Origin of the sequence: Stenotrophomonas sp. JAG2, assembly GCF_041080745.1 — a bacterium.
GTDB classification, from domain to species: domain Bacteria; phylum Pseudomonadota; class Gammaproteobacteria; order Xanthomonadales; family Xanthomonadaceae; genus Stenotrophomonas; species Stenotrophomonas maltophilia_AA.
In genome coordinates, this window is record NZ_JBEUMH010000010.1 from 24,323 (window position 1) to 46,876 (window position 22,554).

Sequence of the window (22,554 nt, forward strand, 5' to 3'; positions counted from 1 at the left end):
GTCCGGGGGTCAGAGCTGCAGGCCGGTACTGATCAGGCGCTGGGTAATGGCGACGAACGCCACCACCAGGCCCGACAGGGCGACCACCCAGGCGCCGTAGCGGCGCACGCGCGGCCAGCTGGCCGGCGCGCGGACGGCCACCCAGACCAGTGCGACCGCGGCAATCACGCTCAGCCAGGACACCGCCTGCACCAGGATCAACGGTCCGTTGGTGTAACTGGAGATACCGCCCGGCGCGGACATCGACTTCACATACGCCACCCAGGCGATCACGCTGCCCAGCAGCACGGTGATCGACAGCGTCTGCAGTCGACGCAGGCCACGGCCTTCGGCCGGCGCGGGAACCCGGTAGTAGCGACGGACGAACACGCCACCCACGCGCAGCACCGCCGACAGCGTCAGCAGCCCCAGCGCGACGATCAGCGCAGGACGCAGCCACGCCGGCGAACGCCAGCCGGGGATCGGTTCGAAGCCGAACACCGAGGCGAACGGGCCGCCGGAGAAGTACACCGGCCGGCCGTCCTTGACCTTCACTTCCAACAGGCCGCGACCGTTTTCCTGCTGCCACAGCCAGGGCGACACCTCGCGCCAGCGCAGCAACTGGCCGTTGAGGCCCTTCTGGCCATCGACGGTGATCGTGCCGTCTTCCTGCGGGTGCACGCGGATCGGTGCGAACAGGGTCAGCATGCGCAGATACGAACTGTCCGAGCGGCGCGTGCTCTGCCAGCTCACCCCCGCCAGCGCCGCGGCATGTTCGCGCGCGGTTGCCGCATCCACGCCCGGGCCGGCGGCCTGGATCGGCAGGGTCGGCAGGAAGTTCTCGACGAAGCGCTCCCACACCTGGGCACGCAGCGCCGAGCCGGCCGCATCACGCCCGACGCTGTTGGTGGAGACGAACACGCCGATGTTGCGCTCCGGGATCATCCACAACCACGAGTAGAAGAACAGCATCGTGCCGCCGTGCGAGCGGGTGTCGTAGCCACCGGTGTCCGAGGCCATCCAGCCGAGCGCCATGCGCGGCAGATGCGGCAGGATCGCCGGCTGCGGGGTCAGCATCTGTGCGTTGGTCTCGGCGCGCATGATGCGCTGGCCGTCGAGCTCACCATGATTGAGCGTGGCCATCATGAAACGGGCCATCGCCGACCCCGAGGCATACAGACCGCCCACGCCCGGTGCCGTGTTCTTCTCGGCCGGGTAGCTTTTGCCCGAGCCCAGCAGATAGCCCTTGGCAGCGTGTGGCAGCAGCTCGGCCGGCAGCTTCTGTTCGAAGCTGGCGTACTGCATGTCCAGCGGCTGCAGGATGTGCTGCCTGGCGTAGTCCTCGAAGCGTTGTCCGCTGACGCGCTCGACGATGTACGAGGCGATGCCGGTGGCGTAGTTGGAGTACGCCGGTGTCGTGCCCGGTGTGGAAATCTGGTTGGGCACCCATTCCTTGAGGTAGTTGTCGCGGTTGGCCGGATGATCCGGACCCAGCACGATCAGGTAGCGCATGCGCTCTTCCAGACCGCTGGTGTGGGTCATGATCTGGCGCAGCGTGATTGGCTCACCCTTGGCCGGGACCTTGATGTCCAGGTAGGTGTTGATGTCGGTGTCCAGGTCCAGCTTGCCCTGTTCGACCAGCTGCATCACCGCGGTCCACACGAACAGCTTGGAGATCGAGCCGGGGCGGAACAACGTGGTTTTGGGGTCGACCGGCGTGCGCTTCTCGACATCGGAAAAACCAAAGCCGCGTTCGGTGACGACCTTGCCGTTCTCGACCACGGTGACCACGGCGCCGGCGAGATCGCCCTGGGCCATCAGGTAGGGCACCAGGCCATCGAGGAAGGTGTCCACGCGTGCGGCATCCAGCGTGCCGGTGGGTGTCTGCGCGGGTGCGATGCTGTCAGCCGCTTCGGTTGCGGCAGGTGCCGCCGGCGCCGCGACGGGGACCGGTGCCTGTGCATGCACTGGCGAGAACGCGGCAGTCGAGGCCAGCAACAGGCCGGAGATCAGCGGGCGCCAGATGCTCATGCGTGCACTCCCTTGCCCCACACGGCGTCGTCGCAATGCACCAGTCCGTCGTCGTAGCGCAGGCCCGGGGTCCGGTCGTCGCGCAGGAACAGCGGGCCATCGAGATCGACCACGTCGCAATGCTGGCCCACGATGAACGCCGGGCCCATCGCCCAGCTGCTGCCGATCATGTTGCCGACCATCACCTGCATGCCCAGCGAGCGGGCCTTGCCGACCATCGCCAGGCTTTCGGTGAGCCCGCCGGCCTTGTCGAGCTTGATGTTGATGACGTCGAACAGACCCGCCAGCGCCTCGATTTCCGAAGCATCCTGCACGCTCTCGTCGGCGGCGAACGGCAACGGCCGCGCGAAGCCCTTGAGCTCGGCTTCGCGGCCGCGCGGCAAGGGTTGTTCCAGCAGCTTGATGCCGTTCTCCAGCAGCACCGGAATCAGCGCATCGAGCACGTCCACGCTGTAGCCCTGGTTGGCGTCCACGCCCATCCACACATCCGGGCGCACCTTGCGCACCGCACGCACGCGCTCGATGTCGATATCCAGATCACCGCTGAGCTTGAGCTTGAGTGCCTTGGCCGGCGCATAGCGTCCGGTCGCGATCGACTGCATCGTCGCCGGGTCATCGGCGCCCAGGGTCCAGGTGGTCAGCAGCGGCCGCGTCTGTGACAGCCCGGCCAGCGCCCAGGCATGCGTGCCGTTACGGCTCGCTTCCAGATCCCAGAGCGCGCAGTCGAGTGCGTTGCGCGCGCCGCCGCGGGGCAGCAGCTGCTGCAGCTCGTCGCGGGTGATGCCGGCTTCGATGCGCGCACGCAGCAGTTCCAGCGTCGCCAGCATCTGCTCGGGCGTGTCATCGAAGTAGTACACACCGCTGGCTTCGCCGCGGCCGCGATGGCCGCCGTCTTCCAGTTCCACGCGCAGTACCGGGGCGTGTTCGAACACGTAGCCGCTGATCCGGAACGGGGCCAGCAAGGCAAGCGTATCGATCTGCAGGGTCAGTTTCACAGGATGTCTCCAGCCCCGTGGCGGGGCCATGGGTCAGTAGTTGAGAGCGAAGTCGGCCAGGCCCATCAGGACCAGGGCGTAGGCGAGCACGCAGGCCGCGATCAGCAGCAGCGCGGCCCAGAGGCGGGCGAGCCAGCCGCGACGAACGCGTACCGTCTCCACCAGATTCCAGGCCGTCGAGCCGATCCCGCCGACGATCGCGATCACCGTGGCGATGCCGAGGCCGATCACTGCCGGATCGAGGCGGTCATCGAGGCGGGCGAAATCCGCCGATGCCCAGGTCATCACCGCCATGGCCGCGGCAGGCACCAGCAGCATGAACCAGCACGCGAAGCGGCTCAGGCGATAGGCCAGCAGCGTCCTGCGCGGCCAGCCCAGCACGCGCCCATGACGGCGGCGCACGAACGCGGCGATCGGCCAGGCCAGCGCGGACAGCGCCAGCACGGCCACTGCCCCGGTCAGTGCCGGCTTCAGCCACAGCGCCGAGCGGTAGCCTTCGGCACGCAGGAACACGTTGAACGGCGAAGACGAATCCACCGCAAAGCCGACCGGCACGCCGTCCTTGACGATGGCGGCCAGGCGCAGTTCGCTGTTGCTGGCCTGCCACAGCCACGGCGCGATCGGCTTGAAGATGGTGGGCTGCCCGTTGGGCTGCTTCAGGCGCGGCAGACGCAGGCTGCCATCGTCGAGGGCTTCCAGGCGGGTCTGGGTGAGGATGCCGGTGCGGCCGATGCCGGTCTCCGCACGCCGCGAATCCAGGTAGCTCGGCGCAGCCAGCAGGCGCGCCTGCTGCTTGGCCAGTGCCGCGTCCACGGGCGGTGCCGGGGCGGGTGCCGCGGCAGGGAAATAGCGGTCGGCGAAGTTCTCCAGCAGTTCACGCCGGATCGGGCCGGTGATGCCGTTGGCACCCGCGCTGTTGAGCGAGACGAACAGGCCGACGTCGTGATCGCGGAACAGGAACAGCTGCGAGTGGAACGAGTAGGTGTCACCGGCGTGAGACACCACGCGCTGGCCATTGACATCGATCTCGTAGAAGCCGAGCGCCATGGTGTTCAGCGGCGGCGCGAAGCGCGTCTGCGGGGTCAGCATCAGCTGGCTGGTCGCGGCTTTCAGAATGGCGGTGTCGTGGCCGCCCGCCGCGCTCAGGTGCGCGATCATGAAACGCGCCATGTCGCTGCCGGTGGCCGACAGTGCGCCGGCCGGAGCGGCTGGGGTGACTTCGAAGTCGCGCGGCTTGCCCGATCCCAGTGCATAGCCCTTGCTGACCAGTGCACGCAGCGCCGGCGGCAGCGGCTGGCGGAAGCTGGCGTGCTGCATCTGCAGCGGCACGAAGATGTGCTGCTCGACGTACTCGGCAAACGGTTGGCCGGACACGCGCTCGACGATGTAGCCGGCCAGGCTGGTGCCGTAGTTCGAATAGGCGGGCACGGTGCCCGGGGCGAAGATCTGCGCCGGCACCCGTCGCTTGAGGTACGGTCCCAGCGCGATGTCACCGGCTTCGGCCACCGCCTCGCTGGTCCACATGTACTTGATGTTGGCCTCGAAACCACCGGTATGCGTCATCAGCTGGCGCAGCGTGATCGGCAGGCCGCGTTCGGGCACCTTGAAGTCCAGGTACTGGTTGATGTCCGCGTCCAGATCCAGCTTGCCGGCCTCCACCAGCTGCATCACCGCGGTCCAGGTCATCAGCTTGGAAACCGAGGCCATCCGGAACAGGGTGCGGTCCGGATCCACCGGGGTCTGTTTTTCCACATCCGAGACGCCGTACCCGCGACGGACCAGGATCTGGCCGTCCTTGACCACGGTCACCACCGCGCCGGCGATGTCACCGCGCGCGATGGCATACGGCATGAACCCATCCAGCCAGGTGGCCGCGTCATCCGCGGTCAATCGGGCCACGGTGTCCACGCGGGTGGGCGCGGCCTCCGGAGGCGGGGACGACGGCCGCTGTGCATCGGCCTGGAAGGACAGCAACAGCCCACAACACAACGCGACAAGCCCTGACAACGCACGCATGTGACGATCCCCTCTGGAACTGGAAGACGAGGCACCCCGCACAAACGATCGGAGGGCCCAAAACCATCTCAATCAGACAACAATATTCCTGATCAGAGAAATGTCAATTGCGCGTGATCTCGTCTGGCGGCCACCGAGCAAGGGTGATTGCGACCGTTACATGCCCTGAATACGCCATTCCGGGGCGGATGAGAACGATTACACGGCGTTGAGAGGCGCCATATGAGGCGAACGCGACAAGAAACCATCCTGATCAGGATGGCATTCATCTCTACGTAGTATCGTATCGGCAACTTCACCAGCAATAGCCCAAAGGTCCTGTCGATGAGCCCCAAAAGCCCGACGCTCGGAACCCTGCTGCGCGGTCTGCGCACGCGCCAGGGTTGGACGCTCAAGGAAATGAGCGAGCACACCGAAATTCCCCTGTCCACGCTGTCCAAGATCGAGCACGACCGCCTGACCTTGACCTACGACAAGCTCCAGCACCTGGCGCAGCGCCTGAACCTGCGCATGTCCGATCTGTTCTCCGAGCCCGACGCCGACAGCGCGCCGAAGCCGGTCACCGCACGGCGCAGCCTCGGCTCGCTCGACAAGGCGCTGCGGGTCCAGACCGACAACTACGATTACTACTATCTATGCACCGAACTGCGCCGCAAGCGCATGATCCCGATCCTGACCAAGGTGCGGGCCAAGACCACCGCCGAGTTCGGCGACCTGGTCCGCCACCCGGGCGAGGAGTACGTGCACGTGATGGAAGGCCGCATCCAGGTCCACACCGAGTTCTACGATCCGGTGGTGCTGGAGACCGGGCAGGGCATCTACATCGACAGCCAGATGGGGCACGCCTACATCGTCGATACCGGCTGCGAGGAAGCGGTGCTGCTGGCCGTGTGCGCGAGTGCGGACGAAGACCTGATGGAATCGCTGATCACCCTGCATGAGCATGAGGGGAGCGTCTGAGCGCGTTGTCGCGTACAGCGGTCGAGCGAGATGTGTTGAATGAAAAGGGCGCCCAAGGCGCCCTTTTCTGTGATCTTCCCGCCCGGATCAGGCCAGTGGCATGGCGAAGACGTCCATTCCCCTGCCGGTCTCCAGCAGTGATTTCAGGCTCGACAGGACAAGCGGCCAGCCCTGGCGGATGCCAGTGTCCATGCCGCTGCCCGGCTCGAGCTGGTCATGGGTCACGGTGAGCCGGACCATGCCGTCATACGGCACGATATCGAACGTCACGCGGCTGTAGGCCTGCGCGTCATCGGCCTGCGACGCGGCGGCCCAGCTGATGACCAGGCGCGAGGGCGGGGTGCTTTCGACCACCTCGCCGACCAGCTCGACCTTCCTTGCCGCGTCGGCACGGACGTGCTGCCAGCGTGAACCGGGCTGCCAGTCCGATACGTTCTCATGGCCCCAATAGGTGCGGGCGATCTCTGGCCGGGTGATGGCCTCGAATACGCTTTCGGCGGTGGAGGCGATATAGATCACGTGGATGAAGCAGGTAGACACCGTGGACATCATCATTCTCCTTCGAGTTCTTTTTTCAGGTCATGCAGCAGGCTCAGCCGTTGGTGCTCGAACTTGCGTACCCACCGCTCGTAAACCTCGTGCAGAGGCACGGGGTTGATGAAGTGCAGCTTCTCGCGGCCGCGCCTGACGGTGCTGATCAGGTTGGCGTCTTCCAGCAGTCCCAGGTGCTGGGTGACCGATTGCCGTGCCATCTGCAGGTGCGCGCAGAGCTGCCCCAGCGACTGCCCGTTGGTCTGGCAGAGCGCATCCAGCAGCGCCCTGCGGGTTGGGTCGCCCAGCGCCTTGAACACCTTGTCTGCGTCCATCCGCGTTCCTCGCTGCTCGTGATCCAGGTAACGCCCTGTGCATGTGATGGCGCCCGTCGACGATCCGATAATATGCAGGTAAATACCTGCATGTCAATGCCGGTCATGCCAGGCACCGCCACGACCGGAACAAGGCTTGCGTCGTCCCGTCGACCGGCAGGGCTGACCGGGTTCTAGCCCTTCATCGGCCGACAGAGCATCGCCATGCCGGCGGCGTCGGGCTCACCACGTCGCCTCCAGCCGGCGGAACGGCTGCTTCAGCGTCACCCCGCGCGCGTCGTAGTCACTCACGACGCGGCCATCCACCCGGACCGAGGTCGGGCGCGTACGGCTCGGCCACCACACACGGACCGCGGTGTCCGTGCGCAGCCCCTTGCCCAGCGTTACCTGCAGCGTGCCGTCGCGCTGCCGTGCCTGTAGGGCCAGGATGCCGTAGGCGGTCGGCAGGCGATCCACCGCCAGCCCGTCGCCGGCCACCCACGAGGGCGGGGTGCCCGGCAGCAGCGACAGCGCGTCATCGTCTTCGCGCATCAGCATCCCGAACAGCGTGCGTCCGTATTCGGCGCCGATCCAGGTATGCGGCATGTCGCCGAGATAACGCGGGAAGCGCAGCCGCGAATGGACCACCTCGGCGAGCACCTGCCATTCCAGCGGGCGGCGGTCATGCAGCAGGCCCTGCAGCAGTTCGTCGGCGGCCTCGGGCTGGTCCAGATGCACGTAGCTCAGCACGTTGCGGATTTCGTACGGGGTATAGGCATACAACGCGCCCGGCTCGCCGCGCTTGCGGACATCGTCCAGATAGCGGGCGAACGTGGTGCGCAGCGCCTCGGCCGGCAACACATCCTGTGCGCCGGTGGGATCGAGCGCGATCGACACGCCGGTCGGATCACCATCGCCAAGGTCGGCCGAAGAAGGAATGAAGTCGATGCCCTTCCACGCCATCGTGGCGCGGATCGAGGCAGCCAGTGCATCGTGCAGGGCGGTGTACTGTTCGCGCGCCCAGGCGGCGGTTTCATGATCGCCCAGCGACTCGGCCAGCCACGCACCGTCATGCCAGCCCTTCAGGCCCCAGTAGTCGTCCCAGTAGCTGTGCGTGGGCGAGGGATAGCCCTCATGGCTGATCGACGGCGCCATAATGCCGGCGAAGCGTTCCGGCGAAGGCTGGCTGGCCATGTAGCCGGGCACCAGCGTGCGCTCGCGCAGTTCCTGCAGGAAGCGCATCGCGGCTTTCACCTTGGGCAGATAGGCGCGTACTGAGTCCGGTCCGCCATCCAGGCGCGCGACATCGGCAACCAGGCTGATGTACTGCCCCTGGCTGTCGTACTCGATGTCCGAGCCGAAGCCGGTGTTGACGCTGCCGTCGTCGTTGAGGATCGGCGAGACCAGGCCGTTGGCATGCACGCCGTGCTCGCTGTACCAGGCCAGGTAATCGCGCGCGACCCTGGATTCGCCCATGCGCAGCAGCACCGCGGAGGTGGCCATGCCGTCGCGGATGAAGGAGCGGTTGTAGTTGCGCGGGCCGGGCTGCATGGCCGGGCCAGTCTGGTTGATCAGCATGTACGCCGCCTGCGCGCGCAGCATGTCCACCAGCGAGGGATCGGGCAGGCGCAGGCCGACCTGGCCCAGGCGTGCCTGCCAGTCGTCGGATGCCCGCTTGGCAAGTGCGTCGTACGCCGCATCGGGTGCACGCGGGACGCCAGGCAGCGCCAGTGGCGGTGCATTCGGCAACGAACCGTCCTTGGCCGAAGCGGCGGTGCCCAGCGGGAAGGCGACCACCACCGAGCGGCTGGCACCCGGCGCGAGCTGCACGCGGTAGGCCAGCGCCGCGGACGCGAGACCCTCGGCATCGCGTGCCTGCGTGGCCGCGGGCAGAGTACCGCTGGCGATGGCCGCGGTGATCTCGGTACTGCCCTCCGTGCCGAACGGCGCCGCACCCGCGGCATCGACCGGGGTCAGCGACTGCAGCAGGGCGCGCCCGTTGATGCGCACCTGTCGACCTTCCACGGCCACCTCGCGGATCGGCGAGAGGCCGCCGTTCTGCCACGGTGGATTCATCTGCATCGGCCGTACCGCCAGTGTCAGGGTGCCCTCGAGAGGGGCGCTGCCGGTGTTGCGCAGTCGATGGCGCACGAAGGTGACCGGCTGTCCCCCCACCTCGACCGCGAACGCCTCGCTCTGCAGTTCCAGCCCGGGTTGTGGCGACCACGTCGCCGAGGGCATCGGCTTCCAGCCATCGCGCAGCGCGTGCTGCACCGGCTGGTCGGCGGCCCCTGCGGCAACACCGTTCGCGTTGCGCCAGATCGGCTGCACCAGCGGCGCACCCTTGAAGGCTTCGATGTTGCCGTACTCGTCGAAGATCGATTTCTGTCGGCCGGCGTGGATGCCGACCGCGGTCCAGTAGGTCTGCTGCATGTGCAGCGAGGCCGGGAACAATGCGCGCTGCGCGCCGCTGGCGGCGATCTGGTAGCGCTTCATCGGCGTCATCACTGCCTTGGGGCCGAGCAGGCGCAGGCGCTCGACCCGGGGGGCGCCACCGTCCACCGTCAGCCGCAGCGCGGTGGCGGTCACGGCAGCAGTGCCCGCCAACCAACTCTGCTGCCGTGTACCGGCCTGCGGATCGCGTGCGAGGTCCATCCAGCGGCCCTGCGCATCGCGTGCCTGCAGCCGTGCGGCACCGTGCTCACCTTTCCAATCCACGGACAGGCCGGTGGTGGAGACGGCACGCGGCAACGCGATCTCGAGCGTGTGCGTACCGTCCTTGCCACGCGGAACGTCGATGGCACTGCCACCCTGCCACAGCGCCGCGGCCTGGGTCGCATCCACGCCGGACACGCGCGCGCTCGTGGTGGAATCCAAGGGCTCCAGCTCGAAGATCGACACGCCCCAGTCCGAGGTGCGCGCCGGGCTGGCCAGGCGCAGATAGCGGGCGTTGCGCGGCGCAAAGAACAGCGTCTCGATACCGCCGAGCGAATCGCGCATGGTGTAGGCCGGCTGCCACTGTTGGCCGTTCAGCGAGGTCTGAAGGGTGTACCCCTCCGGATTGGAGACGTCCCAGGTGATCTGCGCGCCGCTGAGCATGCTCGGCCTGCCCAGGTCCACCTGGAACCAGTGGCCCGGGCTGAAGGCGCCGCCGGTGACTGTTTTCGGGTCGCCGTCGATCAGATGCCCGACCGCCATCGCCGGCACCTGCTGGGAGGAACTGCTGGCCTGCCACTGGCTGCGCGGTGGCAGGTCCTGGGCGGCCGCGGTGAGGCTCAGCGCGAGGGCGGAGAAGAGCACGCTGCCGGCCATGATGCGGCGCGGTCGGTGCACGACGGTCGAACGGTCAGCCTGCAGCCCCATCAACGTGCTCCTGATCTGAAACGACCCCGACGGCGGGGTGGGGACACGCTAGCAGGGGATGTAATCGTTTACATGACGCGTCGCAATATGCGCCGGATCATTCCTTGACCGCTTGGGCGATCTGGTCCCGCAGCCAGCGATGCGCCGGATCGCGGTGCACGCGCTCGTGCCACAGCATCATCATCTGGTAGCCGGGCACGTCGATCGGCGCCTCCACTACACGCAGTGACGGGTCATCGGCGACCAGCCGCGCGGGCACCATCGCGACCATGTCGGTCCGGCTGATCACACTGCGCAGGTACAGGAAGTGCGGCACTGACAAGGCCACCCTGCGCTGTGCACCCACCCGGGCGAGCGCCTCGTCGGTGACGCCGTGGAAGCCGCCGCCCATCGGCGAGACGATGACATGCTCGAGCGCGCAGAACTGGGCCAGGGTGGGGCGACGCTTCAATTTTGGATGACCGGCGCGGCCAGCCAGTACGTAGCGTTCGGTGAACAGCGGGCGGTGATGCAGGGCGGGTGGCGCATCGGAGGCAATGTGGAACGCCAGGTCGATATCGCCACGCTCGGCCTGCTCCACCATGCGCCGCGGTGCGAGTTCGACCACGGCCAGGCGCGTGCCCGGTGCGGCGCGACGCAGGCCGGGCAGAGCCGGCAGCAGCACGGTGGACTCGCCGTAGTCGGAGGCCATCACCTGCCAGGTGTTGCTGGCCTGCGCCGGGTCGAACGCCCGGGTCGGCGCCACTGCGCGCTCCAGTGCGGCCAGCGCCTCGGCCAATGGCGCGCGCAGGGCGTCGGCGCGCGCCGTGGTCCGCATGCCGCGCGGGCCGGGCAGCAGCAGCGGATCGTCGAACAGATCACGCAGCCGCCCCAACTGCACGCTCACCGTGGGCTGCGCCAGATGCAGGCGCGCGGCGGCGCGGGTGACGTTCTGCTCGTCCAGCAGGGCATGCAGGGTCACCAGCAGGTTGAGGTCGATGCGACGCAAGGTATTGTCCATGGCAATGTCAGCGATTGCGGGAATGCATTTCCACTATAGCGCTGCCATCCCTACCGTGGCGGCATCTCCTCCGTGGAACTGCCATGAACGTCCTGATCGTCTACGCCCACCCCGAACCGACTTCGCTCAGCGGCTCGCTGAAAGCCTTCACCGTCGAACGTCTGCAACAGGCCGGCCACACCGTGCAGGTCTCCGATCTGTATGCCATGCAGTGGAAATCGCAGGTCGATGCGGCCGACCATCCTGGCCGCGATCCGTCGGACCCGTTCCATGCCTCGCTGGACTCGCGGCAGGCGTACGCCAACGGTGCGCAGAGCGCGGACATCGCGGCCGAGCAGGACAAACTGCGCTGGGCCGATGCGGTGATCCTGCAGTTTCCGCTGTGGTGGTTCTCGATGCCGGCCATCCTCAAGGGCTGGGTCGACCGGGTGTACGCCTATGGGTTCGCGTATGGGGTGGGCGAGCACTCGGACCGTCACTGGGGCGATCGCTACGGCGAGGGTGCCATGAGCGGCAAGCGGGCGATGCTGGTGGTCACCACCGGTGGCTGGGCGTCGCACTACGCACCGCGCGGCATCAACGGTTCGATCGAGGATGTCCTGTTTCCGATCCAGCACGGCATCCTGTTCTATCCCGGCTTCGACGTGCTGCCGCCGCATGTGATCTACCGCACCGGCCGCGTCGACGACGCATCGTTCCCGGCGCTGCTGGAGAACCTGGGCACCCGGCTGGACGGCCTGGCGACCGATGCCCCGATCGCCTACCGCCGCCAGAATGGGGGCGACTATGAGATTCCCGCCCTGCAGCTGCGGCCGGAACTGGCGCCGGGTGAAAGCGGGGCGGGCATCCACATCATCGGCTGAGTTCACCGCCATGGCGGCCCGCGCGACCACGCCAGCAGCGCGTGGCCACTTTCGTGATGGACTGCGCTGCGCTGCAGGGTATCGATCTGCGATAGTCGATACGTATTCATTACATCCGTTGGATTGATGCTCCATCCACAAGAGTTGTCCTCGGCGCAGATCACCCAGGTGCTGGGGGAGGCCTACGGCGTACGAGCCACCGCGGTGGTGCAGCGCCCCTGTGGCGCTGACGCGGGTGCGACCGTGTACCAGGTGGGTGCGCCTGATGGCATGCGCTGGTGGCTGAAGTGCCGGCGTTACGCGGTGGATGCCGTGGTGTGGGACGTGTTGCACCATCTGCGTGACCATCTGGGACTGCGCGAGATCATCGCGCCGCTGCCGACCCGCGACGGTGCGGCGGCGGCAACCTGGGCGGGCCTGCAGTGGACGCTGTTTCCCTATGTCGATGCGTTCTCCGGGTTCGAAGAGGCGCTGTCGCGTGGGCACTGGGAACGCCTCGGGCACGTGCTGCGAAAGGTTCACGACGCGCGGTTGCCGGAGGCGCTGTCCGGGCGTCTGCGTCGCCCTGGATTCGACGACGACACTGCGGTGGAGCGCGTCGGCGCATGGCTGCAGCGCGCCGACGCGCGCATACCGGTGCGCGATGCATTGGGCGAGGAGTATCTGGCCCTGTGGTGCCGGCACCGTCAGCGCATCGAGGCGATCTGGCAGCGCTGCGGCGCGCTGCGTGCGCGCATCGGCGATGGTCGCCCCCGCCGCGTGCTTTGTCACGCCGATCTGCACGCGGGGAATGTGCTGGTCGGGCCAGATGAGGGCATCCATCTGATCGATTGGGACGAGATGGTGCTGGCCCCGCGCGAGCGCGACCTGATGTTCATCGGCGCCGGCATCGGCGGGCGCTGGGGGCGTGAGCAGCCGCCGGGGTTCGCCGAGGGCTACGGGCCGGTCGAGGCGGATCCGTTGTGGGTGGCGTACTACCGCCACTGGCGGATCCTGCAGGACCTGCAGGAGTTTCACGATCTCCTGCTGGAACCCGGCGCTACGGCGCGCCCGCCTGCACAGCGGCGCCAGGCGCTGCGCTACATGGCCGAGCAGTTCCCGCCCGGCAACGTGGCCGACTGCGCGACCCGTGCGTGGCAGGCTGCGCAGGGGTGAGGCAGCGTGTCAGCGACCACGTTTGACGGCGCCCGTTTACTCCCCGGGCTTCGCAGCCGCCGTGACCGCCTGCGATTTCGCCCGCCGTGCCAGCACCGCTTCGCGGTGGGCGATATAGGCGTTCGCGCCGAGGATGATGCCGGCGCCGATCACGGTCCAGCGGTCAAGGGCTTCATTGAACAACAGCCAGCCCAGCAGGCTGACCAGCGGCAGCTGCATGAAGCTGATCGGGGTCAACGCGGAGACCTCGCCCAGGCGCAGGGCGCGCGTCCACAGCAGCTGGCCCAGCGTGCCGAGCACACCGGTCGCGACCAGCCAGACCCAGGCCAGGCCAGTCGGCCAGACCCAGACGAACAGCGCCGGCACCAGCGACAGCGGCACCCAGAACACATAGGTGTAGAACACCACCGTATCGGCGCTGTCGATGCGGGTGAGCTGCTTGATCTGGATCGCCACCAGCGAGCTCAGCACCGCGGCACCCACGGCGACCAAGGTGCCGGGCGTGAAGCTGGTCGAGCCCGGGCGCACGATGATCAGCACGCCGATGAAGCCGATGATCACCGCCGCCCAGCGGCGCATGCGCACGGTTTCGCCCAGCCACAACACGGCAGCGATGGTCACGAACAGCGGTGTCGAATAGGAGAGCGAGATCGCCTGGGAGATCGGCAGGTGCCCGATCGCCCAGAACGCGCACAGCATCGAGGCCAGCCCGATCGCGCTGCGCAGGAAGTAACGCGGCAGCTGCTGCGTCTTCAGCGGCGCGCTGCCGGGGCGGATCAGCATTGGCAGCAGTGCCAGCAGGCCGAACGCGTTGCGGAAGAACGCCACTTCCTGGGTCGGCACGTAGCGGGTGGCGTAGCGGATCGCGATCGCCATCAGGCCGAAGGCCAAGGTACTGCCGAGCATCAGCAGGCCGGCCCGCAACGGCGTGGCCACCGGTAACGCGGGGGCGGGGTTCACCACTGTGCGCCGATCAGCCTGGGTTCCGGTTCGATCGGCACGCCGAATTTCTCCAGGACCGAGGCGGAGATCCGCCGCGCCAGTGCGAGCAGTTCTTCGCCGGTGGCCTGGCCGTGGTTGACCAGCACCAGCGCATGACTTGGGGCAACGCCGGCATCGCCATCGCGGTAACCCTTCCAGCCACAACTCTCGATCATCCAGCCCGCGGAGATCTTGCGGCGGCTGTCATCGTCGGCCGGGTACACGGGCAGCTCCGGGAAGTGCTGCAGCAGCACCTCCACCTGTTCCAGCGGCAGGATCGGGTTCTTGAAGAAGCTGCCCGCATTGCCGAGCACGTCCGGATCCGGCAGCTTGCGGCGGCGGATGTTGATCACCGCGTTGGCCACATCGGCGGCCACCGGCAGTTCAACGCCCATCGCCTCCATTTCCTCGGCGATCCCGGCATAGCCCAGGCGCAGGCCATGCAGCAGCGGCAGGCGCAGCTCGATCGCGGTGATCAGGTAACGGTCCGGGTCGTGCTTGAAGATGCTGTCGCGGTAGGCGAACTGGCAGCCTTCCGCATCGAAGCGCACCCAGTCGTTCTCGTGTCGGTCCCAGGCATCGACCGCCTGGATGAACTCGCCGACCTGCGCACCATAGGCGCCGATGTTCTGGATCGGGGAGGCGCCGGCGGTGCCGGGGATCAGGGCCAGGTTTTCCAGCCCGGACAGGCCGTTCTGCAGCGACCACATCACCAGCCCATGCCAGTTCACGCCGGCACCGGCACGCACGATCGTGTGGTCGGCGCGGTGCTCCAGAATCTCGATGCCGCGATTGGCGAACACCAGCACGGTGCCTTCCACGTTGTCCGCGATCAGCACGTTGCTGCCGCTGCCCAAGACGAGTAGCGGCTGCTCTGCGACGCGTGGCAGGGCCAGCACCTCGGGCAGCACGGAAGGATCGAACACCTCCAGCAGCTGCGCAGCGGTGGCGTCGACATGGAAGGTATTGAGCGCCTTCAGCGAGGCGTTTTCAGTGATGGCCCAGGCAGTCATGGCGTCGTTCACAGCGGTGCCACCGCGCCGCGGCTGGGCGCCTCTCTGCGGCGGCGGATCGCCTCCACGCAGTCATGTACCAGTTCCGGGCCACGGAAGATCAGGCCGCTGTAGCACTGCACCAGCGCGGCGCCGGCGGCCATCTTGGCCACCGCATCCGCGCCGGATTGAATGCCGCCCACGCCGATCAACGGCATCGATTCGGGCAGGCGCGCACGCAGGCGGCGCAGCACCAGGGTCGATTGGCCCAGCAGCGGCGCACCGGACAGGCCGCCAGCTTCGTTCGCGCGCGGGTCACCGGCCACGGCACTGCGGTCGATGGTGGTGTTGGTGGCGATCACGCCGTCCACCTTGAGTTCGCCGAGCACGCGCGCGGCCGCATCGATGTCGCGATCGCTCAGGTCCGGGGCGACCTTGACCAGCATCGGCACCCGCTTGCCGTGCTTGGCGGCCAGGCTTTCCTGGCTTTCGCGCAGCTGCGAAATCAGCTGGCGCAGCGCGGTCTCTTCCTGCAGCTCGCGCAGGCCGGCGGTGTTCGGCGAGGAGATGTTGACGGTGATGTAGTCGGCCAGCGGATACACCTTCTGCAGGCAGTGCTGGTAATCGTCGAACGCCTGCTCGTTGGGCGTGTCCTTGTTCTTGCCGATGTTGATGCCGAGCAGGCCGGTGCGGCGCTTGGCGCGTTCGACATTGCGCACCAGCGCATCCACGCCCAGGTTGTTGAAGCCCATGCGGTTGATGATGGCGTGGTGCTCCGGCAGCCGGAACAGGCGCGGCTTCGGGTTGCCCGCCTGCGGACGCGGGGTGATCGTGCCGATCTCCACGAAGCCGAAGCCCAGGGCCAGCAGCGCATCGATGTGCTCGCCGTTCTTGTCCAGGCCGGCGGCCAGGCCCACCGGATTCGGGAAACTCACTCCGAACGCGTTGGTCGGCAGCGGGTCGATGCGGCGGCCCATCAGCGGCGTGGTGCCGGTGCGATAGGCCAGGTCCAGCGCGCTCAGGCCAAGGCCGTGGGCGCGTTCTGCATCAAGGGCGAACAGGAAGGGGCGGGCAAGCGAGTACATGGCGTTCAGTCAGTCCAGCGTGCCGACAAAGGCACGGGTTTGGTATTCAAAGGCGATCTTGCCGTCCACCGCGTGGGCGTCGAACAGCTGTTGCAGTGCCTCCAGCATCGCCGCGTGGCGCGGGTGACCGGCCTGCGGTGCATACGAGGAGGACAGCAGGCGGCCGCGCAGGCCGTCGTAGTCCATGCGCTGCACATTCGGCAGCCGGGCCATGCCACGCAGACCCTCGCCGAACCACGCGCGCATGGTGTCATCGTCCTGGTAGCGCTCCGCGACCTCGGTGTAATCGGTGCCGAACTCCAGCAGCAGCTGCTCATAGCCGATCAGGAACGGCGAGGCATCGAGCAGGCGCGAGTTCCAGAACACCAGGGCCATGCCCTCGGGCTGCAGGATGCGCGCCCATTCGCGGCGCACCGCAGTGGTATCGAACCAGTGGAAGGCCTGCGCTGCGGCAACGAGGCCAACGCTGTTGTCGGCGAGGCCAGTGGCCTCGGCGGTGCCGTCGGCGACCTTCAGGCGCAGATAGTCGGGCGCGAGCAACTGCTCGGCGGCCTCGCGCATGGCCGCATTCGGTTCCACCGCGATGACCGGGTGGCCGGCGGCCAGGAACAGCCGGGTGGAAATGCCGGTGCCGGCGCCGATATCGGCGACCAGGGTTTCGGTGGGCACACCGATGTCCTGGTGCAGCCAATCCAGCAATGCCGGGGGATAGTCGGGACGGTAGCGGACGTAGTCGGCAACCCGACTGCTGAAGCGTTCGGTCGAATCCGAGCGGCTCATGTGCACCTCACGATTGGGTAGCGGCAAACCAGGCCAGTCCGCCGAAGAACAACAGCACCACTACCAGGGCGAGCAGGCTGCCGATCACCACGATCCAGCCCAGGATCAGGCCGGCCAGCGCCATGCCGTCGCCTTCCAGTTCCAGCGGCCGGCGGCGGATCTCGGCACGGGCCAGGTGGCCGGTGACGATCGCCGCGATGCTGCCGATGAAGGGCAGGGCGGTCCAGCCGAGGATGCCCATGATCAGGCTGACCACGGCCATGGCACTCGTTTGTCGGGGCGGAAGGCTCATGCAGGTCCTGGTCGCGGTGGGAGGGTTCGATGATAGGGCCAGCGGCGGGTTTATCCCATCAGGACCTGGCCACCATCGACATTCAATGTATGCCCGGTGATCCAGCCCGCCAGCGGCGAGCACAGGAACAGCGCGGCGTTGGCGATGGCCGCCGGCTCGCCGAAGCGGCCGAACGGGATCTTCGCCAGGGTGTTTCGATACAGCTCGGGGTCCTGCTCGCGCCGGCGCGCCCACAGGCCATCCTCGAACTCGATCGAGCCCGGGGCGATGGCGTTGACGCGGATGCGCTGCGGCGCCAGGGCCAGGGCCTGCGAGGTGGTGTAGTGCATCAGCGCGGCCTTGGCGGCCGCATACGGCGCGCCACCCGGGCGCGGCTGCTGGGCGGCGATCGAGGCCAGGTTGAGAATGCAGGCATCGCTGGACTGCTGCAGCCAGGACAGGGCCAGCCGCGAGGCGCGCACGGCCGACATCAGATCGACGTTCAAGCTGGCTTCCCAGCCCGCCTCATCGTCGGTCATGCCGTACCCGGTCGCGTTGTTGACCAGCACGTCGATGCCGCCGAGGGCCTGCGCGGCATCGGCCAGCCAGCGGCCGATGTCGTCCAGCCGGGAGAGGTCGGCACTGGCCGTATGCACGGCCAGGCCGAGCGCCCCGGCATCCGCACGCAGCGCGGCCAGACCGGCCTCACCGCGTGCGCAGACCGAGACGCGGGCGCCTGCCGAAGCAAACGCCAGCGCCATCGCGCGCCCGATGCCCTTGCTGCCCCCGGCGATCAGCACCCGGCGCCCGGTAAAATCCAGGCGCGGGCCGGCCGGCAGGTGGGGCGCGGCGTCCATCACAGGTCGAACTTGATGCCCTGGGCCAGCGGCAGCGAGTCGGAGTAGTTGATGGTGTTGGTCTGGCGGCGCATGTAGACCTTCCAGGCGTCCGAGCCGGACTCACGGCCACCGCCGGTGTCCTTCTCGCCACCGAACGCACCGCCGATCTCGGCGCCGGAGGTGCCGATGTTGACGTTGGCGATGCCGCAGTCCGAACCCGCTGCCGACAGGAAGCGCTCGGCGGTTTTCAGGTTGGTGGTGAAGATCGAGGAGGACAGGCCCTGCGGCACACCGTTCTGCATGTCGATCGCTTCGTCCAGCGTGCTGTACTTCATCACATACAGGATCGGGGCGAAGGTCTCGTGCTGGACGACCTCGTCGCTGTTCTTCAGGCCGGTGACGATGGCAGGCAGCACGAAGTTGCCCGCGCGGTCGATGCGGGTGCCGCCGGTCTGCACGGTGCCGCCGCTGGCCTTGGCCTTCTCGATCGAAGCCAGGAACTGCTCCACTGCGCCTTCGCTGTTGAGCGGGCCCATCAGGTTGGCCGGGTCGGTCGGATCGCCGATCTTGCCTTCGACCTGCTTGTACGCCTTGATCAGCGTGGCCAGCACGTCGTCATGGATGGATTCGTGCACGATCAGGCGGCGCGTGGTGGTGCAGCGCTGGCCGGCGGTACCGACGGCGCCGAACACGATGCCCGGGACCGCCAGCTTCAGGTCGGCGGTTTCATCCAGGATGATCGCGTTGTTGCCACCCAGCTCCAGCAGGCAGCGGCCCAGGCGATGCGCGACCTTCTCGGCGACCTGGCGGCCGACCTGGGTCGAGCCGGTGAAGCTGATCAGCGGCACGCGCTTGTCGGCCACCATCTTTTGCGACAGTTCGGTGCCGGCATCGTTGATCAGGAAGAACAGGTCCGGGAATCCGCCCTCGCGCAGCGCCTCATTGCAGATGCGCATCGAAGCGATCGCGGTCAGCGGGGTCTTGTTGGACGGCTTCCACAGGCAGATGTCGCCGCAGATCGTGGCCAGGAAGGAGTTCCATGCCCATACCGCGACCGGGAAGTTGAACGCGCTGATGATGCCGACCAGGCCCAGCGGCTGGTACTGCTCGTACATCCGGTGGCCCGGGCGCTCGGAATGCATGGTGTAGCCATAGAGCATGCGGCTCTGGCCCACGGCGAAGTCGGCGATGTCGATCATCTCCTGCACTTCGCCATCGCCTTCGGGCTTGCTTTTGCCCATTTCCAGCGCGACCAGCGAGCCCAGGGCATCCTTGTTGGCGCGCAGGGCGTTACCGCACAGGCGCACGGCTTCGCCACGGCGCGGGGCCGGGGTGGTGCGCCAGACCTTGAAGGCCTCCTGGGCGCGGGCCACGATGGTTTCGTAGTCGGCGTCGGTGGTCGCGTAGACCTGGGCGATGGCTTCGCCGGTCGTCGGGTTCACCGGGGTGATCACACCGGCGTCGGTGGCCGAAGACCACTCGCCGTTGCCAAGGTAGGTGCCAGCGTTGGTCGCGTCGAGGCCGAGGGCCTTGAGCAGGTCAGAGGACATGCAAACTCCTGTTGCGTTGCGTTTGTAAGGCGCTGGCCGCTGGCAGGGTGGGGGGCGGCAAGCTGAACCCCGAATGGTAACAGAGGGGGGCAATGCCTTATCGGGCGGTGCGGCGGCCTCGGCGCGTCCATTGCCCGGCGTATGGCGGACGTCGCACTGACTCCCTTCGCCCCGCCAGGGTGCTCAGCGCTTCGGCTGGCAGGCAGGCGCCGCATGCGAGGCCGGGTGGCTGCAGGCGCTTGCGCGGGTGAATACCTCGCCGCGTCCGGACAAATCGGTCGCCAGGCGCATCACCAGGTCGTGCGTCCGCACGCCCGACAAGAGCACCAGGGTCATCGCTGCGCCAAGCACGGCGGCGGCGATGGCAGGCAGTGGCGTCCTGGCGGTGTCATCCCGGGCCCGCAGGGCCATGGCGCTGACGGCGATGCCCAACAGCGATCCGCTGACGACCTCCGACACCGAGTGGGCGTTCAATGGCAGCCGTGAGTAAGCGATTGCGGCGGCGAGCAGTGCACCGAGCACCGCGCCGGCGAGCGGCCACCGCACCCGCCCCTGGAGCATCAGGTAGAAGACGACCGGATACACCGCCGCCGTCATCGTCGCGTGGCCGCTGAATCCGGTGAAATCCAGCCGCGCCCAACCGATGCCCCACCCCAGGAACGCCAATTTAGAGGCGAGGGACAGCCCGCCGACAACGACCAGGCCGACCGCCCATCGCACGCGCAGCGCACGGTTTGCCCGGGCACCGAAGAGAATCAGCACTCCGCTCAACGGCAGCAACCAGCGGCTGTCGCCCAGTTGGGACAGCAGGACCCACAGGGAATGCACTTGCGTCACTCATCGTGGGGGGGCACAGGAGCATAGGGCAGTTACCGCTGTCGGGGATGAGTGGCGGGCAACGGGGCATTCGTGGTGCTCGCGTCGCGGGTGATTGGATGGAATGCGCGGTTTGCCTGTATCCTTTACGCCCTCCGTGGCCCCGTAGCTCAGCTGGATAGAGCGTCCCCCTCCTAAGGGGAAGGTCGCCCGTTCGAATCGGGCCGGGGTCACCAGATTTCAAGCACTTACGCGACTGTTTCTGCGTCGGATACTCCATGTTTATCCGTTAACCACACGATTTGGTCACGGCTGTCACAGTCAGAAAGCGCCTGGCCGGAGTTTCTTCGCGGCGCTGCGCGATCCCGTCCGGGCAGTGCATCCTCTGCGCTTCTATGGCTCCGATCCAGTTTCGCGATGTCTTGATGCTTGGCGATAGGGACCGGGTATGACCTTGTGCCCATGACGCCCGGCGTACCGCATGGCACCGTGAATCCATTGGCTGATCACGGAGGTGCAATGGCGTACAACAGGGATATTCTCGGCTACAGCCTGGTGGTCTCCGCGGTCGACCTGGGCCCTTATTGCCAGGGCGTCGTGCATATATTTTCACCTCACCGTAGCCATCTGCGGACGATCGAAACATCGGTCCGTCATGCGACGCTGGAAGACGCGGAATCCTTGGCCGACCAGCTGGGCGAAGAGTACGTCCGCAGCATTGCTGCGCAACCGACCGGCGCCGCGGCTGGCTGAAACTGCGGCATCAGGCGGTGTTCACGGCCTCGCGGCAGTAAGGACCGTCGCCCGGAGAGCTGATGCTCAGGGCCTTTCTGGACGCTCGTAGTCGTCAGGGGTGGCCGTATGCTCCGCCTCCGGCATGTCCTTGTCCTTCCACCGGGCGTCGTCGTTCCTCAGCTTGTCCGGCGTGTGGCTCTTCTGCTGGTCGTCTTCTTTCGTGGCCGGTACTCGCGGGCTCGTGGTCATGACATGTCCTCGTTGATCAGTGATCCAGCGTCTGTTTGCCGGCCGTGCCGTGCTGGCCGAAGTTGGGCTGGGTAATACCGTCGTCCTCTCGCACCCCGTCCGGCTCACCTTCACCGGCTTTGCCACCCTTGCCGTGGCCGCGCTGGTTGTAGCCCTCGTTTTCGGTCTTCAGATGCTCCGCGTCCGGATCTTTCGCATCCTGGTCGTCCTTCGGCGGCTTGGCCGCGACGAACGGCGAGATGGGATCACTTGCCGGGAAGGTCTCTTCCAGCGCTTCGTCGTGGTTCTCCGAGGTGCGCTTCCTGTCGACCTTGCCTTCCGCCGGCGGCAGGTTGTGCGTGGCGTGGGCGTCTTCGGTGGAGGCGGGCGGTGTCTTGTCGTGCTGCATGGCGTGGCTCCTGCGCGAACGGGTTGGGCGGTTATGGCTCGACGCTAGCCCTGCGGCTGTTACGAAGGAGCGGGGGTGCCGTGAAGGGCGGGTGCTCCCACCGGCTTCACTTCGAACTTCCTATCGTCCAGACCTCGCCACACGGAGGCTGCCGCGATGCATGAGATGTTCGAGTTGGGGATGGAATGGTGGGAGTTCGTCGTCCGCGCAATCGCGGTGTATGTCGTGGTCCTGCTGCTGACCCGGATGAGTGGCAAGCGCTCGGTGGGGCAGTCCACGCCCTTCGATATCCTGGTGATCGTGCTGCTGGGCACGGCGGTGCAGAACTCGCTGATCGGCGAGGACACCTCGCTGGCCGGTGGGCTCATTCTTGCCGCGACCCTGATCGGGCTGAACTGGTTCGTCGGGTTCGTCGGGGCGCGCAGCAAGCGACTCAACCAGATCGTGGAAGGCGTGCCGGTGGTGCTGGCGCGGCACGGCACGATCTACTGGGACCAGGTGAAGCGCTGCAATGTCAGCCCGGCCGACCTGGAGGTGGCGATGCGCGCCAATGGCTGCGAGGGCTTCGGGCAGGTCGAGCTGGCGGTGCTGGAAACCTCCGGCGAGATCACCGTGAACAAGCGCCGCTCCGAGGGAGATGACTGAGCCAGAGCGTTCGCCC

Annotated in this window: 22 protein-coding genes and 1 tRNA gene; 6 read left to right on the top strand and 17 right to left on the bottom strand. The window is 67.3% G+C overall.

Annotated features, from left to right (window positions below; all coding sequences use genetic code 11):
• Positions 1 to 9: 9 nt before the first annotated feature.
• From AB9O74_RS13690 to AB9O74_RS13700, 3 genes are read right to left on the bottom strand one after another with little or no spacing between them, the layout of a single operon-like run.
• On the bottom strand, positions 10 to 2,010 hold the full coding sequence (locus AB9O74_RS13690; protein WP_369349626.1) for a serine hydrolase domain-containing protein: 2,001 nt from the start codon (positions 2,008 to 2,010) through the stop codon (positions 10 to 12).
• Positions 2,007 to 3,005 (bottom strand): dipeptide epimerase, encoded by a 999-nt coding sequence (locus AB9O74_RS13695; RefSeq protein WP_369349627.1) that lies wholly within the window; start codon positions 3,003 to 3,005, stop codon positions 2,007 to 2,009. Before AB9O74_RS13695 ends, AB9O74_RS13690 begins: the two co-directional genes overlap by 4 nt.
• A 33-nt stretch (positions 3,006 to 3,038) precedes the next feature.
• A complete protein-coding gene (locus AB9O74_RS13700) occupies positions 3,039 to 5,021 on the bottom strand; it encodes a serine hydrolase domain-containing protein (protein WP_369349628.1) in 1,983 nt (660 codons plus the stop codon).
• A 324-nt stretch (positions 5,022 to 5,345) separates the two neighbouring features.
• On the opposite strand from AB9O74_RS13700, the gene AB9O74_RS13705 reads away from it, so the two are divergent.
• Entirely contained in the window at positions 5,346 to 5,981 is a 636-nt protein-coding gene (locus tag AB9O74_RS13705) for a helix-turn-helix domain-containing protein (protein WP_176989825.1), read from the top strand.
• 87 nt (positions 5,982 to 6,068) lie between these two features.
• Here AB9O74_RS13705 and AB9O74_RS13710 read toward each other — a convergent pair whose 3' ends face one another.
• The 4 genes from AB9O74_RS13710 to AB9O74_RS13725 all read right to left on the bottom strand — a co-directional run bounded on the left by AB9O74_RS13710 (position 6,069) and on the right by AB9O74_RS13725 (position 11,189).
• Entirely contained in the window at positions 6,069 to 6,530 is a 462-nt protein-coding gene (locus AB9O74_RS13710; protein WP_369349629.1) for an SRPBCC family protein, read from the bottom strand.
• A 2-nt stretch (positions 6,531 to 6,532) separates the two neighbouring features.
• Entirely contained in the window at positions 6,533 to 6,847 is a 315-nt protein-coding gene (locus AB9O74_RS13715) for a helix-turn-helix transcriptional regulator (RefSeq protein ID WP_176989827.1), read from the bottom strand.
• A gap of 222 nt (positions 6,848 to 7,069) precedes the next feature.
• Positions 7,070 to 10,189, bottom strand: coding sequence for a discoidin domain-containing protein (locus AB9O74_RS13720; protein WP_369349630.1), 3,120 nt, complete (start codon positions 10,187 to 10,189; stop codon positions 7,070 to 7,072).
• 97 nt (positions 10,190 to 10,286) lie between these two features.
• Positions 10,287 to 11,189: a LysR family transcriptional regulator gene (locus tag AB9O74_RS13725; RefSeq protein ID WP_369349631.1), complete on the bottom strand. Its 903-nt coding sequence runs from the start codon at positions 11,187 to 11,189 to the stop codon at positions 10,287 to 10,289.
• An 83-nt stretch (positions 11,190 to 11,272) separates the two neighbouring features.
• Here AB9O74_RS13725 and AB9O74_RS13730 point away from each other — a divergent pair, with 83 nt between their 5' ends.
• Entirely contained in the window at positions 11,273 to 12,052 is a 780-nt protein-coding gene (locus AB9O74_RS13730; RefSeq protein ID WP_369349632.1) for an NAD(P)H-dependent oxidoreductase, read from the top strand.
• Positions 12,053 to 12,178: 126 nt separating this feature from the next.
• Complete coding sequence (locus AB9O74_RS13735; protein ID WP_369349633.1) at positions 12,179 to 13,207, top strand: phosphotransferase enzyme family protein; 1,029 nt, start codon at positions 12,179 to 12,181, stop codon at positions 13,205 to 13,207.
• Between the two features lie 36 nt (positions 13,208 to 13,243).
• On the opposite strand, the gene AB9O74_RS13740 is transcribed toward AB9O74_RS13735, so the two are convergent.
• The 8 genes from AB9O74_RS13740 to AB9O74_RS13775 form a co-directional block, all read right to left on the bottom strand.
• A complete protein-coding gene (locus tag AB9O74_RS13740; RefSeq protein WP_176989909.1) occupies positions 13,244 to 14,113 on the bottom strand; it encodes a DMT family transporter in 870 nt (289 codons plus the stop codon).
• Positions 14,114 to 14,163: 50 nt separating this feature from the next.
• Positions 14,164 to 15,213 carry a UDP-N-acetylmuramate dehydrogenase gene (murB, locus tag AB9O74_RS13745; protein WP_176989834.1) on the bottom strand — a complete coding sequence of 350 codons (1,050 nt, stop codon included), beginning with the start codon at positions 15,211 to 15,213 and terminating at the stop codon, positions 14,164 to 14,166.
• Complete coding sequence (locus AB9O74_RS13750) at positions 15,210 to 16,265, bottom strand: quinone-dependent dihydroorotate dehydrogenase (RefSeq protein WP_346478032.1); 1,056 nt, start codon at positions 16,263 to 16,265, stop codon at positions 15,210 to 15,212. The genes murB and AB9O74_RS13750 overlap by 4 nt, the downstream gene beginning before the upstream one ends.
• Before the next feature lie 9 nt (positions 16,266 to 16,274).
• On the bottom strand, positions 16,275 to 17,045 hold the full coding sequence (locus tag AB9O74_RS13755) for a class I SAM-dependent methyltransferase (protein ID WP_369349634.1): 771 nt from the start codon (positions 17,043 to 17,045) through the stop codon (positions 16,275 to 16,277).
• A gap of 7 nt (positions 17,046 to 17,052) precedes the next feature.
• The gene (locus tag AB9O74_RS13760) at positions 17,053 to 17,337 is read right to left on the bottom strand and encodes a DUF4190 domain-containing protein (RefSeq protein WP_176989837.1); all 285 of its coding nucleotides are present in this window, start codon (positions 17,335 to 17,337) and stop codon (positions 17,053 to 17,055) included.
• A 50-nt stretch (positions 17,338 to 17,387) separates the two neighbouring features.
• Positions 17,388 to 18,173, bottom strand: a complete 786-nt coding sequence (locus AB9O74_RS13765; protein WP_369349635.1) for an SDR family NAD(P)-dependent oxidoreductase — start codon at positions 18,171 to 18,173, stop codon at positions 17,388 to 17,390.
• Entirely contained in the window at positions 18,173 to 19,705 is a 1,533-nt protein-coding gene (locus tag AB9O74_RS13770; RefSeq protein ID WP_176989839.1) for an aldehyde dehydrogenase family protein, read from the bottom strand. Before AB9O74_RS13770 ends, AB9O74_RS13765 begins: the two co-directional genes overlap by 1 nt.
• 183 nt (positions 19,706 to 19,888) lie before the next feature.
• A complete protein-coding gene (locus AB9O74_RS13775; protein WP_369349636.1) occupies positions 19,889 to 20,533 on the bottom strand; it encodes a phosphatase PAP2 family protein in 645 nt (214 codons plus the stop codon).
• Positions 20,534 to 20,680: 147 nt separating this feature from the next.
• Here AB9O74_RS13775 and AB9O74_RS13780 point away from each other — a divergent pair.
• Positions 20,681 to 20,757, top strand: a tRNA-Arg gene (locus AB9O74_RS13780).
• A gap of 226 nt (positions 20,758 to 20,983) precedes the next feature.
• Positions 20,984 to 21,274 carry a hypothetical protein gene (locus AB9O74_RS13785; protein WP_369349637.1) on the top strand — a complete coding sequence of 97 codons (291 nt, stop codon included), beginning with the start codon at positions 20,984 to 20,986 and terminating at the stop codon, positions 21,272 to 21,274.
• Between the two features lie 66 nt (positions 21,275 to 21,340).
• Here the strand turns inward: AB9O74_RS13785 and AB9O74_RS13790 are convergent, their stop codons facing one another.
• Both AB9O74_RS13790 and AB9O74_RS13795 read right to left on the bottom strand, forming a co-directional pair.
• The gene (locus AB9O74_RS13790; RefSeq protein WP_369349638.1) at positions 21,341 to 21,505 is read right to left on the bottom strand and encodes a hypothetical protein; all 165 of its coding nucleotides are present in this window, start codon (positions 21,503 to 21,505) and stop codon (positions 21,341 to 21,343) included.
• A 16-nt stretch (positions 21,506 to 21,521) separates the two neighbouring features.
• Entirely contained in the window at positions 21,522 to 21,893 is a 372-nt protein-coding gene (locus tag AB9O74_RS13795; RefSeq protein ID WP_369349702.1) for a hypothetical protein, read from the bottom strand.
• Positions 21,894 to 22,049: 156 nt separating this feature from the next.
• On the opposite strand from AB9O74_RS13795, the gene AB9O74_RS13800 reads away from it, so the two are divergent.
• Positions 22,050 to 22,538: a DUF421 domain-containing protein gene (locus AB9O74_RS13800; RefSeq protein WP_369349639.1), complete on the top strand. Its 489-nt coding sequence runs from the start codon at positions 22,050 to 22,052 to the stop codon at positions 22,536 to 22,538.
• Positions 22,539 to 22,554: the final 16 nt, after the last annotated feature.

Excerpts from the sequence above, each read along its gene's own strand:
- AB9O74_RS13690 (WP_369349626.1), bottom strand. The coding sequence starts at position 2,010 with ATGAGCATCTGGCGCCCGCTGATCTCCGGCCTGTTGCTGGCCTCGACT.
- AB9O74_RS13700 (WP_369349628.1), bottom strand. The coding sequence starts at position 5,021 with ATGCGTGCGTTGTCAGGGCTTGTCGCGTTGTGTTGTGGGCTGTTGCTG.
- AB9O74_RS13705 (WP_176989825.1), top strand. The coding sequence starts at position 5,346 with ATGAGCCCCAAAAGCCCGACGCTCGGAACCCTGCTGCGCGGTCTGCGC.
- AB9O74_RS13710 (WP_369349629.1), bottom strand. The coding sequence starts at position 6,530 with ATGTCCACGGTGTCTACCTGCTTCATCCACGTGATCTATATCGCCTCC.
- AB9O74_RS13715 (WP_176989827.1), bottom strand. The coding sequence starts at position 6,847 with ATGGACGCAGACAAGGTGTTCAAGGCGCTGGGCGACCCAACCCGCAGG.
- AB9O74_RS13720 (WP_369349630.1), bottom strand. The coding sequence starts at position 10,189 with ATGGGGCTGCAGGCTGACCGTTCGACCGTCGTGCACCGACCGCGCCGC.
- AB9O74_RS13725 (WP_369349631.1), bottom strand. The coding sequence starts at position 11,189 with ATGGACAATACCTTGCGTCGCATCGACCTCAACCTGCTGGTGACCCTG.
- AB9O74_RS13730 (WP_369349632.1), top strand. The coding sequence starts at position 11,273 with ATGAACGTCCTGATCGTCTACGCCCACCCCGAACCGACTTCGCTCAGC.
- AB9O74_RS13735 (WP_369349633.1), top strand. The coding sequence starts at position 12,179 with ATGCTCCATCCACAAGAGTTGTCCTCGGCGCAGATCACCCAGGTGCTG.
- AB9O74_RS13740 (WP_176989909.1), bottom strand. The coding sequence starts at position 14,113 with ATGCTCGGCAGTACCTTGGCCTTCGGCCTGATGGCGATCGCGATCCGC.
- AB9O74_RS13750 (WP_346478032.1), bottom strand. The coding sequence starts at position 16,265 with ATGTACTCGCTTGCCCGCCCCTTCCTGTTCGCCCTTGATGCAGAACGC.
- AB9O74_RS13755 (WP_369349634.1), bottom strand. The coding sequence starts at position 17,045 with ATGAGCCGCTCGGATTCGACCGAACGCTTCAGCAGTCGGGTTGCCGAC.
- AB9O74_RS13760 (WP_176989837.1), bottom strand. The coding sequence starts at position 17,337 with ATGAGCCTTCCGCCCCGACAAACGAGTGCCATGGCCGTGGTCAGCCTG.
- AB9O74_RS13765 (WP_369349635.1), bottom strand. The coding sequence starts at position 18,173 with ATGGACGCCGCGCCCCACCTGCCGGCCGGCCCGCGCCTGGATTTTACC.
- AB9O74_RS13770 (WP_176989839.1), bottom strand. The coding sequence starts at position 19,705 with ATGTCCTCTGACCTGCTCAAGGCCCTCGGCCTCGACGCGACCAACGCT.
- AB9O74_RS13785 (WP_369349637.1), top strand. The coding sequence starts at position 20,984 with ATGACGCCCGGCGTACCGCATGGCACCGTGAATCCATTGGCTGATCAC.
- AB9O74_RS13790 (WP_369349638.1), bottom strand. The coding sequence starts at position 21,505 with ATGACCACGAGCCCGCGAGTACCGGCCACGAAAGAAGACGACCAGCAG.
- AB9O74_RS13795 (WP_369349702.1), bottom strand. The coding sequence starts at position 21,893 with ATGCAGCACGACAAGACACCGCCCGCCTCCACCGAAGACGCCCACGCC.
- AB9O74_RS13800 (WP_369349639.1), top strand. The coding sequence starts at position 22,050 with ATGCATGAGATGTTCGAGTTGGGGATGGAATGGTGGGAGTTCGTCGTC.